At 65.0% G+C, this 17,157-nt stretch carries 14 protein-coding genes; 9 read left to right on the top strand and 5 right to left on the bottom strand.

The features are described from left to right. Nucleotides 1–85 precede the first annotated feature (85 nt). Nucleotides 86–2,263: a malate synthase G gene (locus ACIP21_RS04590; RefSeq protein WP_400684501.1), complete on the bottom strand. Its 2,178-nt coding sequence runs from the start codon at nucleotides 2,261–2,263 to the stop codon at nucleotides 86–88. A gap of 452 nt (nucleotides 2,264–2,715) precedes the next feature. Here ACIP21_RS04590 and ACIP21_RS04585 point away from each other — a divergent pair, with 452 nt between their 5' ends. Beyond that, on the top strand, nucleotides 2,716–3,234 hold the full coding sequence (locus ACIP21_RS04585; RefSeq protein WP_400684498.1) for a glycine cleavage system protein R: 519 nt from the start codon (nucleotides 2,716–2,718) through the stop codon (nucleotides 3,232–3,234). A 329-nt stretch (nucleotides 3,235–3,563) separates the two neighbouring features. Here the strand turns inward: ACIP21_RS04585 and rarD are convergent, their stop codons facing one another. The 4 genes from rarD to ACIP21_RS04565 form a co-directional block, all read right to left on the bottom strand. Next, on the bottom strand, nucleotides 3,564–4,451 hold the full coding sequence (rarD, locus tag ACIP21_RS04580) for an EamA family transporter RarD (RefSeq protein WP_400684495.1): 888 nt from the start codon (nucleotides 4,449–4,451) through the stop codon (nucleotides 3,564–3,566). 55 nt (nucleotides 4,452–4,506) lie between these two features. After that, nucleotides 4,507–5,481 (bottom strand): serine/threonine protein kinase, encoded by a 975-nt coding sequence (locus ACIP21_RS04575; protein WP_400684492.1) that lies wholly within the window; start codon nucleotides 5,479–5,481, stop codon nucleotides 4,507–4,509. 174 nt (nucleotides 5,482–5,655) lie between these two features. Continuing rightward, complete coding sequence (locus ACIP21_RS04570) at nucleotides 5,656–6,420, bottom strand: TOBE domain-containing protein (protein WP_400684489.1); 765 nt, start codon at nucleotides 6,418–6,420, stop codon at nucleotides 5,656–5,658. Nucleotides 6,421–6,446: 26 nt separating this feature from the next. Further along, nucleotides 6,447–7,184, bottom strand: a complete 738-nt coding sequence (locus tag ACIP21_RS04565; RefSeq protein WP_400684486.1) for a ComF family protein — start codon at nucleotides 7,182–7,184, stop codon at nucleotides 6,447–6,449. Nucleotides 7,185–7,273: 89 nt separating this feature from the next. Here ACIP21_RS04565 and bioB point away from each other — a divergent pair, with 89 nt between their 5' ends. The 8 genes from bioB (at nucleotide 7,274) to ACIP21_RS04525 (ending at nucleotide 16,960) form a co-directional block, all read left to right on the top strand. After that, nucleotides 7,274–8,332, top strand: coding sequence for a biotin synthase BioB (gene bioB, locus ACIP21_RS04560; protein ID WP_400684483.1), 1,059 nt, complete (start codon nucleotides 7,274–7,276; stop codon nucleotides 8,330–8,332). Further along, nucleotides 8,332–9,504 carry an 8-amino-7-oxononanoate synthase gene (gene bioF / locus ACIP21_RS04555; protein ID WP_400684480.1) on the top strand — a complete coding sequence of 391 codons (1,173 nt, stop codon included), beginning with the start codon at nucleotides 8,332–8,334 and terminating at the stop codon, nucleotides 9,502–9,504. Before bioB ends, bioF begins: the two co-directional genes overlap by 1 nt. Further along, nucleotides 9,497–10,228 carry an alpha/beta fold hydrolase gene (locus ACIP21_RS04550; protein WP_400684477.1) on the top strand — a complete coding sequence of 244 codons (732 nt, stop codon included), beginning with the start codon at nucleotides 9,497–9,499 and terminating at the stop codon, nucleotides 10,226–10,228. The genes bioF and ACIP21_RS04550 overlap by 8 nt, the downstream gene beginning before the upstream one ends. Next, complete coding sequence (gene bioC / locus ACIP21_RS04545; protein ID WP_400684474.1) at nucleotides 10,221–11,039, top strand: malonyl-ACP O-methyltransferase BioC; 819 nt, start codon at nucleotides 10,221–10,223, stop codon at nucleotides 11,037–11,039. Before ACIP21_RS04550 ends, bioC begins: the two co-directional genes overlap by 8 nt. A 10-nt stretch (nucleotides 11,040–11,049) precedes the next feature. Further along, the gene (gene bioD / locus ACIP21_RS04540; protein WP_400684472.1) at nucleotides 11,050–11,730 is read left to right on the top strand and encodes a dethiobiotin synthase; all 681 of its coding nucleotides are present in this window, start codon (nucleotides 11,050–11,052) and stop codon (nucleotides 11,728–11,730) included. Between the two features lie 228 nt (nucleotides 11,731–11,958). Beyond that, entirely contained in the window at nucleotides 11,959–12,255 is a 297-nt protein-coding gene (locus ACIP21_RS04535) for a pyrroloquinoline quinone biosynthesis protein PqqE (RefSeq protein ID WP_400684470.1), read from the top strand. 304 nt (nucleotides 12,256–12,559) lie between these two features. Continuing rightward, nucleotides 12,560–14,365, top strand: a complete 1,806-nt coding sequence (locus tag ACIP21_RS04530) for a phenylacyl-CoA dehydrogenase (protein ID WP_400684467.1) — start codon at nucleotides 12,560–12,562, stop codon at nucleotides 14,363–14,365. 465 nt (nucleotides 14,366–14,830) lie between these two features. Continuing rightward, complete coding sequence (locus ACIP21_RS04525) at nucleotides 14,831–16,960, top strand: cytochrome-c peroxidase (protein WP_400684464.1); 2,130 nt, start codon at nucleotides 14,831–14,833, stop codon at nucleotides 16,958–16,960. The last annotated feature ends 197 nt before the right edge of the window (nucleotides 16,961–17,157 follow it).

Below are 17,157 nucleotides of genomic sequence, written 5' to 3'. Positions count from 1 at the left end.
TCGCGGGCAAGCCCGCTTCCACAAGAGCCCATTGCCCGTGAAGGCAGCGGTGAACTGTGGGAGCGGGCTAGCCCGCGAATGGGCCTTACAACCCGTTACGCGCCTTGAACTCGCGACGGCGGCGGTGCAGCACCGGCTCGGTGTAGCCATTTGGCTGCTTGGCACCTTCGATCACCAGTTCGATGGCCGCCTGGAACGCGATGTTGTCATCGAAGTTCGGCGCCATCGGGCGGTACAGGGCGTCACCGGCGTTCTGCTTGTCCACCACCGCAGCCATGCGCTTGAGGCTTTCCAGCACCTGCTCCTGGCTGACCACGCCGTGGCGCAGCCAGTTGGCCAGCAGCTGGGCCGAGATGCGCAGGGTGGCGCGGTCTTCCATCAGGCCGACATCGTTGATGTCCGGCACCTTCGAGCAACCCACGCCCTGGTCGATCCAGCGCACCACATAGCCGAGGATGCCCTGGGCGTTGTTGTCCAGCTCGTTGCGGATTTCTTCGGCCGACCAGTTGGTGTCGGCGGCCAGCGGGATGGCCAGGATGTCGTCGACCGAAGCCGGCGTGCGCGAGGCCAGCTCGCGCTGACGGGCCTGCACGTCGACCTTGTGGTAGTGCAGGGCGTGCAGGGTGGCGGCGGTCGGCGACGGCACCCAGGCGGTGTTGGCACCGGCCAGTGGGTGGGCGATCTTCTGCTCGAGCATGGCGGCCATCAGGTCGGGCATCGCCCACATGCCCTTGCCGATCTGCGCGCGGCCTTGCAGGCCGGTGGCCAGGCCGACGTCGACGTTGTTGTTCTCGTAGGCGCCGATCCACTTCTCGTTCTTCATGGCGCCCTTGCGCACCACGGCGCCGGCTTCCATCGAGGTGTGGATTTCGTCACCGGTGCGGTCGAGGAAGCCGGTGTTGATGAACGCCACGCGCTCGGCGGCGGCCTTGATGCAGGACTTGAGGTTGACCGTGGTCCGGCGCTCCTCGTCCATGATGCCGACCTTGACGGTGTTGCGCGGCATGCCCAGCAAGTCTTCGACGCGGCTGAAGATCTCGCCGGCGAAGGCGACTTCTTCCGGGCCGTGCATCTTCGGCTTGACGATGTACACGCTGCCGCTGCGGGTGTTCTTGCGGCTGGTGTTGCCGTTGAGGTTGTGCAGGGCGATCAGGTTGGTGAACAGGCCGTCCTGGATACCTTCAGGGATTTCGTTGCCCTGGCCGTCGAGGATCGCCGGGTTGGTCATCAGGTGGCCGACGTTGCGCACGAACAGCAGCGAGCGACCGTGCAGGGTCACGCTGCCGCCGTTGGGCGCGGCGTACTCGCGATCCGGGTTCATGGTGCGGGTGAAGGTCTTGCCACCCTTGCTCACGCTCTCGGCCAGGTCGCCTTTCATCAGGCCCAGCCAGTTGCGGTAGACGATGACCTTGTCGTCGGCGTCGACGGCGGCGACCGAGTCTTCGCAGTCCATGATGGTGGTCAGTGCCGATTCCATCAGGATGTCTTTGACGCCGGCGGCGTCGGTGCTGCCGACCGGGGTGCTGGCGTCGACCTGGATCTCGAAGTGCAGGCCGTTGTGCTTGAGCAGTACTGCGGTCGGCGCCTTGGCGTCGCCATGGAAGCCGATCAGCTGGGCGTCGTCACGCAGGCCGCTGTTGCTGCCGCCCTTGAGGGCGACCACCAGCTTGCCGGCATCGATGCGGTAGCCGGTGGAGTCGACGTGGGAGCCGGCAGCCAGTGGCGCGGCTTCGTCGAGGAAGGCGCGGGCAAAGGCGATGACCTTGTCGCCACGCACTTTGTTGTAACCCTGGCCTTTCTCGGCGCCGCCTTCATCGCTGATGGCGTCGGTGCCGTACAGGGCATCATACAGCGAACCCCAGCGGGCATTGGCGGCGTTCAGGGCGAAACGGGCGTTCATCACCGGGACGACCAGCTGCGGGCCGGCCATGTGGGCGATTTCTTCGTCGACGTTCTGGGTGGTGGCCTGGAAATCGTCGGCTTGTGGCAGCAGGTAGCCGATTTCCTGGAGGAATGCCTTGTAGGCCACCGCGTCGTGCGCCTGGCCTTGACGTGCCTGGTGCCAGGCGTCGATCTTGGCTTGCAGCTCGTCGCGCTTGGCGAGCAGGGCTTTGTTCTTTGGAGCGAGGTCTTTAATGATCTCTGCCGCCCCGGCCCAGAACTTCTCGGCTTCGATGCCGGTCCCAGGAATCGCTTCGTTGTTGACGAAGTCGTACAGGGCCTTGGCGACCTGAAGGCCACCGACTTGAACGTATCCAGTCATTGCTTGCCTCACCTCTGCTCAGCTATTTCGCTCTTCTGTATTAAGCCTGTAGCGCTTCTCTAAACACGTACCAGTGCTTGCCATCGGACTAGACCCGAGGGCGGCTGGGTGCCGTCGGCCAGGCAGGCTGGCTGACGATGTGCGTATTTTCACAGGCGCCTTGGCAGACATCCAAACGACGTTTTGTAGTCCGCGCCACGGGATACTACATGAAGCAGTAGGCGGGGCAAAATCAGACTAAAAGCGCCGTTATACGACCGGTTGGTCGCGTAGGGTCACGCTGGGAGGTTGTATGTTCGCAAAAAACAGATGGATTGTTCCAGATAAATCTTGAAACAGTACACGATTGGTCAAGCGGATTGCCCTGCGGCAGGTTGCCGCGCCTTGCCTATACTGAGTCGATCCCCCGTATTTCCGCCGCCTCGGGCGGCCCGACACAGAGGAAAGGGCCTGTGGATCATCTTGTATTGACCGTGATCGCCCCGGACAAGGCCGGCCAGGTGGAGCGCATTGCCCAGTGCATTGCCGACCACAACGGCAACTGGCTGGAGAGTCGCATGTCGCGGATGGCCGGGCAATTCGCCGGGATTCTGCGGGTGGCGGTGCCGGCGGAGAACTACGATGAGCTGGTGAATGCGCTGGAAGCCTTGGGGCAGTACGACATTCGCGTGCTGATTGCCGAGAGCGGCATCGAGCCGTCATGCACCTGGAAACCGATCGCGATGGAGCTGGTGGGTAATGATCGGCCAGGGATCGTGCGCGATATCACCCGTTTGCTGGCCGACCTGGGGGTCAACCTGGAGCGCTTCACCACCGAGGTGCGCCCGGCGCCGATGAGCAGCGAGCCGTTGTTTCATGCCGATGCGCTGCTGGCGCTGCCTTTGACGTTGTCGCTGGATGATTTGCAGCAGAAGCTGGAGAGCCTGGCGGATGACTTGATGGTGGAGTTGAGGTTGAGGCCGGAGGACTGAGTCGAGAATGCTGGGGCCGCTTCGCGACCCTTTCGCGACACATGGCCGCTCCTACAGGAAACGCGATGCCTGTAGGAGCGGCCTTGTGTCGCGAAAGGGCTGCGCAGCGGCCCCCGGGTTATCCCGATTTAACGGGGAAGGCCCTGTGGATAACCTGGGGGCGCACCTCGCCAGCCCAGGCAAGGCAAGCTCTCCCGAGGTTTGAGCAAAAAACGTACAGAAATCAGACGTTTGTGCACAAAGCACGGGGACGAGGGTGTGGATAACCTTTGGAGACATTGATGCAGGCCACGAAATACGTGGCCTGCATCAACTTGATTATTTATTGATCAGGCACGTTTGCGCAGGTTGAGCCAGGCATCGACGCTGTAGACCGCCAGGCCCGCCCAGATGAAGACGAAGGCCAGCAGGCTGCTCGACGACATCTGCTCGTCGAACAACAGCACCGCCTGCAGCAGCACCAGCGTCGGCGCCAGGTATTGCAGAAAGCCCAGGGTGGTGTAGGGCAGGTGGCGCGCAGCGGCGTTGAAGCACACCAGCGGCACCAGCGTCACCGGCCCTGCCGCCATCAGCCACAGCGCTTCGCTGCTGGCATAGAAGTCGCCCTGGGCGCTCGTCGCCGCTGGGTGCAGCAGCAACCACCCCGCCGCCAGCGGTACCAGCATCCAGGTTTCCACCACCAGCCCGGGTAGTGCCGCCACCGGTGCCTGCTTGCGGATCAAGCCGTAGAAGCCGAAGGTCAGCGCCAGTACCAGCGACACCCAGGGCAGGCTGCCGACCTGCCACACTTGCTGCGCCACGCCGACGGCGGCCATGCTCACCGCCAGCCATTGCAGGCGACGCAGGCGCTCGCCCAGCAACAGCATGCCCAGCAGCACGTTGATCAAGGGGTTGATGTAGTAGCCCAGGCTGGCTTCGAGCATGCGGCCGTTGTTCACCGCCCACACGTAGGTCAGCCAGTTGCCGGCGATCAGCGTCCCGCTCAGGGCCAGGATGGCCAGCCGCTTGGGGTTTTCGCGCAGCTCACGCCACCAGCCCGGGTGCTTCCACACCAGCAGCAACAGTGAACCGAACAGCGCCGACCAGAGCACCCGGTGGACGATGATCTCTACCGCCGGGACGCTCTGAATGGCCTTGAAGTAAAGCGGGAACAAGCCCCAGATGATGTAGGCGCCAAGGCCCAGGAGATACCCGCGGCGCGGGTTTGCAGCATGCATGAAGAATCCTTGCTGAACAAAGCGACGCCTATTGTAGACAGAGGCGCGCCTGCACCTAGAACAATTTCAGCGGTGCTTCATCCAGCGCGGCCATTTGCTCGCGCAGGGCGAGGATCTGATCGCCCCAGTAGCGTGGCTGGCCGAACCACGGGAAGCTCGGCGGGAACGCCGGGTCGTCCCAGCGCCGCGCCAGCCAGGCGCTGTAGTGCAACTGGCGCAGGGCGCGCAGGGGTTCGATCAGGGCCAGTTCGCGCGGGTCGAAGTCGTGGAACTCGTTGTAGCCGTCGACCAGTTCGGCCAACTGGCCCAGGCGTTCCTCGCGGTTGCCGGCCAGCATCATCCACAAGTCCTGCACGGCCGGGCCCATGCGGCAGTCGTCGAGGTCGACCACGTGGTAGATCTCGTCGCGGTGCATCAGGTTGCCGGGGTGCAGGTCGCCGTGCAGGCGGATGAGCTGGTGCGGGGTACGGGCGTAGATGTCCTCGACCCGTTTGAGCAGATCGCGGGCCACGGACTCGAAGGCCGGTAGCAGCTCGCGGGGTACGAAGCCGCCTTCGAGCAGGGTGTTCAGCGAGGCATGGCCGAAGTTGTCCACAGCCAAGGCTTCGCGATGCTCGAACGGGCGCGCCGCGCCGACGGCGTGCAGGCGGCCGAGCAATTGGCCGAGGCGGTAGAGCTGGTCGAGGTTGCCGGGTTCCGGGGCATGGCCGCCGCGGCGCGGGAACAGGGCAAAGCGGAAGCCCTGGTGTTCGAACAGGGTCTGGCCGCCGTGCTGCAGCGGGGCCACCACCGGGACTTCGCAATCGGCGAGCTCGGCGGTGAACTGGTGCTCCTCGAGGATCGCTGCGTTGCTCCAGCGGCCTGGGCGGTAGAACTTGGCGATCAGCGGCTGCGCGTCTTCGATGCCCACCTGGTACACGCGGTTTTCGTAGCTGTTCAGCGCCAGGACCCGGGCGTCGCTGAGGAAACCGAGGCTTTCCACGGCGTCCAGGACCAGGTCGGGGGTGAGGGTGTCGAAGGGGTGGGACATGGAGACTCCGGGGGTGGGCGGCGTGTGGGCATGGTACCGCATTCCGGAGTCCATTCTGATGTCGCCTGTTCCGGCCTCTTCGCGGGCAAACCCGCTCCCACAGGATTTGTACAACACTTGAATGTGGCGCAATACCTGTGGGAGCGGGCTTGCCCGCGAAGAGGCCGGAACAGGCTAAACCGGCACTCCCAGCAACACATAGGACGGATGAAACTGCACCCGCACCTTGCTCCCTTCAACGACTGATTGCCCAGCCAACCATCCCGCCTCGGCAAACGCGCACAACGTCTGCCCATTACCCAGCGCCAACCGCACTTCACTGTCCCCCTGCGCATCCGCCAGCACTTCCTCGACCGTGGCCTTCAACACATTGCTGCCAGCCTCGGCTTCTTCGCTTGCCCCGAGCAACTGCACCCACCCCGCCTTGAGCAGCGCCATCACCGTGGTCCCCAGGGTCAGCTCCAGCCGCGCCGTGCTGTCGTGGGTAATCAGCGCCTCGATCTCCAGCCCGCCGCCCAAGGCCAGGCTGACCCGGTCATGCCGCCCTTCGCGGCGCAGCCCGCTGACCTGCCCCTGCAACTGATTTCGCGCACTGGTGCGCAGCATCAGCCGGCCGAGCAGGTCGAGGTCGCTGGACTCTTCCGCGGCCTCGAGAATCTGTGCCTGCAACGCTTGCACCTTCTGGTACAGGCGCAACACCCGCTGGCCTTCGACCGACAGCCGCGCACCGCCACCGCCACGCCCGCCGGTGCTGCGCTCGACCAGCGGCTGGCTGGCCAGGTTGTTGAGTTCGTCGATGGCATCCCAGGCGGCCTTGTAGCTGATGCCGGCAGCCTTGGCCGCGCGGGTGATCGAGCCTTGCTCGGCGATGTGCTGCAGCAAGGCAATGCGCTGCGGGCGACGGGCAATGTGCTGGGTGAGGACAGTGGGCAGGGACATGTTGGCGCCTATCGGTAACGGACCCGTCAAGCTTGCCCCGGTTTTGCCGTGCGTGCCAGGCAATACACGTCGACCCGGCTTGCGCCGGCCTGGCGCAGCACCTTGGCGATGGCCTGGGCGGTGGCGCCGGTGGTCACCACGTCATCGACCAGGGCCACATGCCGGCCCTGCAAGGCGTCGTTGTCGAGCACCCTGAACGCCTGGCGCAGATTGCGCCGTCGAGCCCTGGCATCGAGGGTCTGCTGTGCCGGCGTTTCACGGGTGCGCAGCAGCAAACCCTCATGGCAGGCAATGCCCAGCCCCTTGGCCAGCCAGCGCGCCAGCATGCCGGCCTGGTTGAAGCCGCGTTCCCGCAGCCGTCGCCTGGCCAGCGGCACGGGCAACAGCAGTGCCGGCCTGGGCAGGCCTTCGGCGAAGCGATGGCCCAGGTCGAGGCTGAGCATCTCGGCCAGCAGGCGCCCCAGCGGCCATTGGCTGTTGTGCTTGAAGCGGCTGATCAGCGTGTCCAGGGGGAAGCCATAGTGCCAGGGCGCGATCACCTGCTCGAAGGCGGGCGGGCGGCGGCTGCACTGGCCGCAGACCAGGCCGGCCATGGCCAGGGGCAGGGCGCAGCGCAGGCAATGCTGGTGCAGCCAGGGCAGCGTCAGTTCGCAGGCGGAGCAGATCGGCCGGGGCTGCCCGGCGGCTTCGTCGCAAAGCAAGCACGTTTGATTAATATTCGTACACTTGTAAACCAGTGCTTTCAACCAAGGTTGACAGTTCATAGGCCTTCCATGACTATGCGAGCTATCCGTGATGCGCTGGCGGGCACTTGTGCCTCGGCGCCAGCTACAGCCTAAACAAGGAAACGCCGATGAGCGCCAGCACAACTGCAACAACACGTCACGACTGGTCCCTGCCAGAGGTCAAGGCACTGTTCCAGCAACCGTTCAACGACCTGTTGTTCCAGGCGCAGACCGTGCACCGCGCGCACTTCGACCCGAACCGCGTTCAGGTCTCGACGCTGCTGTCGATCAAGACCGGCGCCTGCCCGGAAGATTGCAAATATTGTCCGCAGTCCGGCCACTACAACACCGGCCTGGAAAAACAGAAGCTGATGGAAGTGCAGAAGGTGCTCGAGGAAGCCGCGCGGGCCAAGGCCATCGGCTCCACGCGCTTCTGCATGGGCGCAGCCTGGAAGCACCCGTCGGCCAAGGACATGCCCTACGTGCTGGAGATGGTCAAAGGGGTCAAGGCCATGGGCCTGGAAACCTGCATGACCCTCGGCAAGCTCGACCAGGAGCAGACCGCGGCCCTGGCCCAGGCCGGCCTTGACTACTACAACCACAACCTCGACACCTCGCCGGAGTTCTACGGCAGCATCATCACCACCCGCACCTACAGCGAGCGCCTGCAGACCTTGGCCTACGTGCGTGACGCCGGGATGAAGATCTGCTCCGGTGGCATCCTCGGCATGGGCGAGTCGCTGGACGACCGCGCAGGCCTGTTGATCCAGCTGGCCAACCTGCCCGAGCACCCGGAATCGGTGCCGATCAACATGCTGGTCAAGGTCGCCGGCACGCCGCTGGCCGAGGAAGAGGACGTCGACCCGTTCGACTTCATCCGCATGCTGGCGGTGGCCCGTATCCTCATGCCCAAGTCGCACGTGCGCCTGTCCGCCGGCCGTGAGCAGATGAACGAGCAGATGCAGGCCCTGGCCTTCATGGCCGGCGCCAACTCGATCTTCTACGGCGAAAAACTGCTGACCACCGCCAACCCGCAGGCCGACAAGGACATGCAGCTGTTCGCCCGCCTCGGCATCCAGCCCGAAGCGCGCGAAGAGCACGCCGACGAAGTACACCAGGCGGCCATCGAGCAGGCCTTGGTCGAACAACGCAGCAGCGAGCTGTTCTACGACGCCGCGACGGCCTGATGGCCTTCGACCTGGCGGCGCGCCTGGCCGAACGGCGCGCCGCAGACCTTTATCGGCAGCGGCCGCTGCTGGAAAGCCCGCAGGGGCCGGAAGTGGTGGTCGACGGCCAGCGGCTGCTGGCCTTCTGCAGCAATGACTACCTGGGCCTGGCCAATCACCCCGAGGTAATTGCCGCCTGGCAGGCCGGCGCCGAGCGCTGGGGCGTCGGCGGTGGCGCTTCGCACCTGGTGATTGGCCACAGTACCCCGCACCATCAGGTCGAAGAGGCGCTGGCCGAGCTGACCGGGCGCCCGCGCGCGCTGCTGTTTTCCACCGGCTACATGGCCAACCTCGGCGCCATCACCGCGCTGGTGGGGCAGGGCGACACGGTGCTGCAGGACCGCCTCAACCATGCCTCGCTGCTCGATGGCGGGCTGCTCAGCGGTGCCCGCTTCAGCCGTTACCTGCACAACGACCCGGCCAGCCTGGCCAGCCGCCTGGAGAAGGCCAGTGGGAATACCCTGGTGGTCACCGATGGCGTGTTCAGCATGGACGGCGACCTCGCCGACCTGCCGGCCCTGGCTGCGGCCGCCCGTGCGCGCGGTGCCTGGCTGATGGTCGACGACGCTCACGGCCTGGGCACCCTGGGTGAACAGGGCGGCGGTATCGTCGAGCATTTCGGCCTGGGCATCGATGATGTGCCGGTGCTGATCGGCACCCTGGGCAAGGCCTGCGGCACGGCCGGCGCCTTCGTCGCTGGCAGCGAGGCGTTGATCGAAGCGCTGGTGCAGTTCGCCCGGCCCTACATCTACACCACCAGCCAGCCACCGGCGCTGGCCTGTGCCACGCTCAAGAGCCTCGAGCTGCTGCGCCGCGAAAGCTGGCGCCGCGAGCACCTGGCCGCGCTGATTCGCCAGTTCCGCGAGGGTGCCGAGCAAATCGGCCTGCAACTGGTGGACAGCCCGACGCCGATCCAGCCAATCCTGATCGGCGACAGCGCCAAGGCGCTGGAGCTGTCACGCAGGTTGCGCGAACGCGGCCTGTTGGTGACCGCCATTCGCCCGCCGACCGTGCCGGCCGGCAGCGCTCGCCTGCGGGTGACCCTGAGCGCCGCCCACAGCCAGGCGCAGGTGCAGCTATTGTTGAATGCATTGGCCGAGTGTTATCCACAGCTGGAGGCCGCCGATGCGTAACCGAATGATCCTTCTGCCCGGCTGGGGCCTGGGCACCGCCGCACTGGAGCCGCTGGCCGCCAGCCTGCGCGCCCAGGACGCGCGCCTGCAGGTCGAGCTGATGCCCCTGCCGGAACTGCCCGACGCCGATGTGCAGGCATGGGTCGACTACCTCGATCGCAAGTTGCCCACCGACACCTGGCTGGGTGGCTGGTCGCTCGGCGGCATGCTCGCCAGCGAGCTGGCGCGCAAGCGCGGCGATCACTGCTGCGGGCTGCTGACCCTGGGCAGTAACCCCAGCTTCGTGGCCCGCGCCGATTGGCCCCACGGCATGGCCGACGACACCTTCGGCACCTTCCTCGATGGCTGCCGCAGCCACACCTCGGTCACCTTGAAGCGCTTTCGCACCCTGTGCAGCGACGGCGCCCTGCAGCCGCGCACCTTGCTGCGCCAGCTGGGTGTCGGCGTGCCGGACACCGATCCGCTGTACCTGGCCACCGGCCTGGAAGTACTGGCCAGGCTCGATACCCGGGACGCCTTGCAGGCCTACGGCGGCCCGCAGTTGCACCTGTTCGCCGGCAGCGATGCACTGGTCCCGGCGGAGGCGGCAAAGGCGTTGAGCGAGCTGCTGCCCGATGTCGAAGTCGGCCTGGTCGAAGACAGTTCCCACGCCTTCCTGCTGGAATACCCACAGGAGCTGGCGGCGGGTATCAAGAGTTTCCTGCATGAGAGTGGCGATGACTGACCTATCCCGTCCAACCCTGCCCGGCGACTTGCCGGACAAACGCCAGGTCGCCGCCTCGTTCTCCCGTGCGGCAGCCAGCTACGACAGCGTGGCGGCCCTGCAACGGGCGGTCGGCATGCGCCTGCTGGAGCAGTTGCCGGGCGACCTGGCGCCATCGCGCTGGCTCGACCTGGGCAGCGGCACGGGGCATTTCAGCCGGGTGCTGGCCGAGCGCTTCGCGGCAGCCAGCGGTGTGGCGGTGGACATCGCCGAAGGCATGCTGCGCCATGCCCGCGGTGAGCAGGGCGGGGCGCTCTACCATGTGGCCGGCGACGCCGAGCGCCTGCCGCTGTGCGATGCCAGCGTCGACCTGGTATTCACCAGCCTGGCGGTGCAATGGTGCGGCCAGTTCGCCAGCGTGCTGGGCGAAGCGCTGCGGGTCCTGCGTCCAGGTGGCGTGCTGGCCTTCAGCAGCCTGTGCGTCGGTACCCTCGAGGAGCTGCGTGCCAGCTGGCAGGCAGTGGACGGGAGTGTCCACGTCAACCGCTTCCGCCGTTTCGAGGACTATCAGCGGCTGTGTGCGGCCAGTGGCTTCGAACTGCTTGGCTTGCAGCGCCAGCCCCATGTGCTGCACTACCCTGACGTGCGTAGCCTGACCCACGAGCTCAAGGCCCTCGGTGCGCACAATCTCAACCCTGGACGGCCTGCCGGCCTGACCGGGCGGGCGCGCCTGCAGGGCCTGTTGCAGGCCTACGAAGGGTTCCGCCAGCCCCAGGGGCTGCCCGCCACCTACCAGGTGGTCTATGGTGTGTTGCGCAAGCCACAGGCATGAGAGGAGCGAGATGAGCCAGGCCTATTTCATCGCCGGGACCGACACCGACGTCGGCAAGACCACCATTGCCGCCGGGTTGCTGCATGCGGCACGCCTGCAGGGGCTGAGCACGCTGGGGGCCAAGCCGGTGGCGTCGGGCTGCACGATGACCCCGAAAGGCCTGCGCAACAGCGATGCGCAGGCGCTGATCGACGAGAGCTCGATCAAGTTGCCCTATGAGGAGGTCAACCCGTTTGCCTTCGAACCGGCCATCGCGCCGCACGTGGCTGCCCGCGAGGCGGGGGTTGCGCTGGAAGTGCCGGTGTTGCTCAAGGCCATGCGTCACGTGCTGGCCCAGGAGGCGGACTTCACCCTGGTGGAAGGCGCGGGCGGCTGGCGGGTGCCGTTGTCGGGCCTGGCCAACCTGTCGGACCTGGCGATTGCCTTGAGGCTGCCGGTGATCCTGGTGGTGGGCGTGCGCCTGGGGTGTATCAGCCACGCGCTGCTCAGTGCCGAGGCGATAGCCCGTGACGGGCTGCAGTTGGCGGGCTGGGTGGCGAACATCATCGAACCGAGGACCTCGCGGCTGGAGGAGAACCTGGCCAGCCTGGCGGAGCGCTTGCCGGCGCCGTGCCTGGGGCGGGTGCCCAAGCTCAAGCTGGCGACTGCCGACGCGGTGGCCGAGCACCTGCAGCTCGACCTGCTGGATTGAGTGCTGGCAGGTCCGGCCCTTTCGCGGGTAAACCCGCTCCCGCAGGGATAGAGCAGCTTTCAGGCCACGCGAGCCTCTGTGGCAGCGGGTTCACCCGCGAAAGGGCCGGCAGAGATATACCCATGGCCTATCAGCTAGCACTGAGCCATTAGGGATTTAAACGGGCCTTTTGCCACTCGGCCTGCTTTAATTAGGCCATTGCAAATCCAGCGTCATCGGAGTCCTGACATGGAAATCAGCGGCAGCACCGCGTACTACGCGGGCCTCAACGCCATCTACAACGGCCAGAACCGTGTCGATCAGGCCGCCGGCCAGATCGCCAACGCCTCGGTCGAGCGTTCGTCCACCAGCCAGTCCAGCGATTTTCAGGCCGAGCGGCTGCGTTCGGTCGACCGTAGCCAGCAGATGGACATGGCCACCAGCACCGTGCAATTGGCGCTGGGCAAGACCGAAGTCGAAGCGGGCGCAAAGGTCGCCAAGGCTTCCGACGAAATGCTCGGTCGGTTCATCGACACCTACGCCTGATTCTTGATCACAGCCCCCCGGCCAACCCTGTGGGAGCGGGTTTACCCGCGAATGCGTCCGCCCAGACATCTCTACTGTCTGGCCTGGCCCTTTCGCGGGTAAACCCGCTCCCACAGTCGTTTATGCCCGGGATTTGAGGCGATGGCATAAACGCCATGTTTCGTGGCGTAAATGGCACCATAGTCCCTTCTTGACATCGGGCGGTCCTAAACGTAAGTTTCAAACAACTGTTTGATCGAAAGCCGCCAAGAGCTGGTCGGTATCAGCGGTCTCCCCACCGAACTCATCACAGAGGTTCATCGCAATGCCTGATTACAAAGCCCCCTTGCGTGATATTCGTTTCGTCCGCGACGAGCTGCTCGGCTACGAGGCGCACTATCAGAGCCTGCCGGGTTGCCAGGACGCAACGCCCGACATGGTCGATGCAATCCTCGAAGAAGGCGCGAAATTCTGTGAGCAGGTGTTGTCTCCGCTGAACCGCGTCGGTGACCTGGAAGGCTGCACCTGGAGCGAGTCGGGCGTGAAGACGCCGACCGGGTTCAAGGAGGCCTACCAGCAGTTCGTCGAAGGCGGCTGGCCGAGCCTGGCCCATGACGTCGAGCACGGCGGCCAGGGCCTGCCAGAGTCCCTGGGCCTGGCCCTGAGCGAAATGGTCGGCGGCTCGAACTGGTCGTGGGGCATGTACCCGGGCCTGTCCCACGGCGCGATGAACACCATCTCCGCCCACGGCACCGCCGAACAGCAGCACACCTACCTGACCAAGCTGGTGTCCGGCGAATGGACCGGCACCATGTGCCTGACCGAGCCGCACTGCGGCACCGACCTGGGCATGCTGCGCACCAAGGCCGAGCCACAGGCCGACGGCAGCTACAAGGTCAGCGGCACCAAGATCTTCATCTCGGCCGGTGAGCACGACATGGCCGACAACATCGTCCATATCGTCCTGGCCCGCCTGCCGGATGCACCGGCCGGCACCAAAGGCATTTCGCTGTTCATCGTGCCCAAGTTCCTGCCCGACGCCGAAGGCGGCGTGGGCCAGCGCAACGGCGTGAGCTGCGGCTCCCTCGAGCACAAGATGGGCATCCACGGCAACGCCACCTGCGTGATGAACTTCGACGGCGCCACCGGCTACCTGATCGGCCCGGCCAACAAAGGCCTGAACTGCATGTTCACCTTCATGAACACCGCGCGCCTGGGTACCGCGCTGCAAGGCCTGGCCCACGCCGAAGTAGCGTTCCAGGGCGGCCTGAAGTACGCCCGTGACCGCCTGCAGATGCGCTCCCTGACCGGCCCGAAAGCCCCGGACAAGGCCGCCGACCCGATCATCGTCCACCCGGACGTGCGCCGCATGCTGCTGACCATGAAAGCCTTCGCCGAGGGCAACCGTGCGATGGTGTACTTCACCGCCAAGCAGGTGGACATCGTCAAGTACAGCCAGGACGAAGAAGAGCGCAAGAAGGCCGATGCCCTGCTGGCCTTCCTGACCCCGATCGCCAAGGCGTTCATGACCGAAGTCGGCTTCGAGGCTGCCAACCACGGCGTGCAGATCTACGGTGGCCATGGCTTCATCGCCGAGTGGGGCATGGAGCAGAACGTGCGCGACAGCCGCATTTCCATGCTGTACGAAGGCACCACCGGCATCCAGGCCCTCGACCTGCTGGGCCGCAAGGTGCTGATGACCCAGGGCGAGGCGCTCAAGGGCTTCACCAAGATCGTGCACAAGTTCTGCCAGGCGCAAGAAGGTGTCGAGGCGGTCAAGGAATTCGTCGAGCCGCTGGCCGCGATCAACAAGGAGTGGGGCGAGCTGACCATGAAAGTCGGCATGGCCGCCATGAAGGACCGCGAGGAAGTGGGCGCCGCTTCGGTGGATTACCTGATGTACTCCGGTTATGCCTGCCTGGCCTACTTCTGGGCCGACATCGCCCGCCTGGCGGCCGAGAAACTGGCGGCCGGCACCAGCGAAGAAGCCTTCTACAAGGCCAAGCTGCAGACCGCGCGCTTCTACTTCCAGCGCATCCTGCCGCGTACCCGCACTCACGTGGCCACCATGCTGTCGGGCGCCAACAACTTGATGGACATGAAAGAAGAAGACTTCTCGCTGGGTTACTAAGCTCAGCTGAAGTGCTGAAGTTAAACGCCGCTCCTAGTGAGCGGCGTTTTTTTGTTCTGTTTTTGCCCCCTTTTCTATTCGCAGCAGTGAAATACCAATAGCGTGCGCAGCGCAACTTTCGCGCGCGGGTGGTTTTCTTTTTAGTATGAGGTAGCAATTACATTGCCAGTTTTCTCACGCCCCGGTGTTTAGGCGACAAGGGCCTTGCTGAGCGGCTTTCAGTCGAACACAGGGCAATTGCAGATGCGCGAATGGGGCATGGCACCCACTAGTGGGGAGGAATTGACACCGGAATTGAGGAAGTTCGTGATTCAGCATTTATCGGTATGACGGCCTAAATAAACCGATCTAAAAAAACATTGAATGTTCGCTGTCGAAATACTTTGTTACAGCTATGTTGGCATTAAGCGCACCCCGTGGCGTGAACGATCAGCCTGATAAACCTGAGCCGTCGGGAAGTCCATCATGGTCAAGTATCCAAGTCATCTTCGAATCCCCCGCCTGGCCTGTGCGATAGCAATGGCTCTCGCCGCCGGCCTGCCTTTGACAGGCGTTCGCGCCGCCGACCCGGCCGAGCCTGCCCCGGCCGTGCCGGAGGTCCCCAGCCTGCAGCCACTGCGTGGCATGCTGCCACCGGACCCTTCCGGCACCGAGGCGGGCCGCAAGGTCGACCTGATGTCCGATTACGTCACCGATCGCGTGGCCGCAGTGCTGCTGGGCAAGGCGCTGTTCTGGGACATGGCGATCGGCAGTGACGGCGCCACCGCCTGCGCCTCGTGCCACTACCACGCGGGTGTCGACCATCGGATCACCAACCAGCTCAACCCGGGCCAGGCCAACACCAATGGCAACGTCGCGTCGATCTTCAACAAGCCCTTCACGGCCGCCGACATTCCCGGCGATGTGCCCAGCTACGCCATGCGTTCCGGTGGCAAGGGCGGCCCGAACTACACCTTGAAAAAGGGCGATTTCCCGACCCATGTGCTGGCCAATCCGCTGGACCGCAACGCGGCGATCGTCTATTCCAGCGATGACGTGATCGGCTCGCAAGGTGTGTTCGACGCCAACTTCGTCAAACCCCGCCAATCGCGGTTCGACAAATGCACCCAGCAACCGGACGGCATTTTCCAGGTAGGCGGCATCAACGTGCGCCGTGCCACCGGGCGTAATGCGCCGTCGGTGATCAACGCGGCCTTCAACGTGCGCAACTTCTGGGATGGGCGGGCCAACAACGTGTTCAACGGCTTCTCACCGTTCGGTAACCGCGACCCTGACGCGGGGATCTTCGTCACCAGTGATCGCAGCGGCGTGGCGACCAAGGTACGCCTGGCGCTCAAGGATGCCTCGGCGGCCTCGCAGGCGGTCGGGCCTCCCGGCAGCGCGGTGGAAATGTCCTGTGGCGGGCGGACGTTCGCCGACATAGGCCGGCGCATGCTCGACAGCATGATGCTCAAGGGGCAGAAGATCTCGCCTACCGATTCGGTGCTCGGGTCCGTCTCGGGCGCCCGTCGGCCAACCTATCGGGAGCTGATCAGGAACGCCTTCCAGCCCCGCCTGTGGAATGCCACGCAACAGGTTTCGCTGGGCGGCGTGCCCTACACCCAGATGGAGGCGAATTTCCCGCTGTTCTTCGGCCTGGCGATTCAGCTGTACGAGTCGACCCTGATCTCCGACCAGGCCCCGCTGGATGCCTATCTGCTGGGCGATCACAGCGCCATGAACGCTCAGCAGGTGCAGGGCATGGACCTGTTCCTCGGCAAGGGCAAGTGTATCGCCTGCCATGGTGGCGCGGAGTTGACCAACGCCGGCAGCCGGCTGCTGTTCCAGCCGCGTGAGCGCATCGAACGCATGGTCATGGCGGATGGCCTGACCACGCTTTACGACAACGGCTTCTACAACACCGGCGTGCGCCCGACCTCCGAGGACCTGGCGCTGGGTGGTTCGGATGCCTGGGGCAACCCTCTGTCCTTCACCCGGCAGTACAACACCCTGCTGCAAGGCACGAACATTCCGGACCCTCTGGATGTCGATGTGTGCACCTTCGAGGTGCCGCTGAGCGCCGCGCTCCCCTGCGACCCGACCCTCAAGCCCAGTGTCGGTTTCCGCGACTCGGTCGATGGCGCCTTCAAGACCCCGACCCTGCGCAACATCGCGCTGACCGGGCCGTACTTCCACAATGGCAGCCGGTCGACCTTGCAGCAGGTGATGGAGTTCTACAACCGCGGCGGTGACCGGCGCGGCGAAGACGCCAGCAACACCAGCGGCTTCGATCACCCGGCGGTCAACCAGCACAACGGCTCCAACCTCGATCCGGACATGACCGCACTGAACCTGACCGACGATGAACTGACTGCGCTGGTCAAGTTCATGGAGGTCAGCCTGACCGATCCGCGCGTGGCTTGGGAGCGGGCACCGTTCGATCATCCGTCACTGGTACTGCCACAGGGGCAGAAGGGGGATGAGAACGCCGTGGCGCAAAGCCCGAGCGGTACCTCCAGGCAAGCGCTGGACGCCAACTTCCAGCTCAACGCCGTCGGCGCCGAAGGTCGCAGCGCCCAGCAGGGTCCGCTGCAACCCTTCAACAACGACTTGTGATGCCGACCCGAATAGCGCTGTGCAGCGCCTTGTAGGAGCGGCCTTGTGTCGCGAAAGGGCTGCGCAGCAGCCCCTCGATCTGAGCATCATGCATCTACCACAGGGGCTGCTGCGCAGCCCTTTCGCGACACAAGGCCGCTCCTGCGGGCCATGTCTGGTTACAAGAAAAGCTCAAGCCCTGCGCCCCCGCTGCCGTT

It is taken from the genome of Pseudomonas sp. NPDC089401 (assembly GCF_044749485.1).
In the GTDB taxonomy this organism is placed as follows: Bacteria; Pseudomonadota; Gammaproteobacteria; order Pseudomonadales; family Pseudomonadaceae; genus Aquipseudomonas.
Note: the sequence above shows the minus strand (reverse complement) of the source record. Positions and strands in the feature narration are given on the sequence as shown.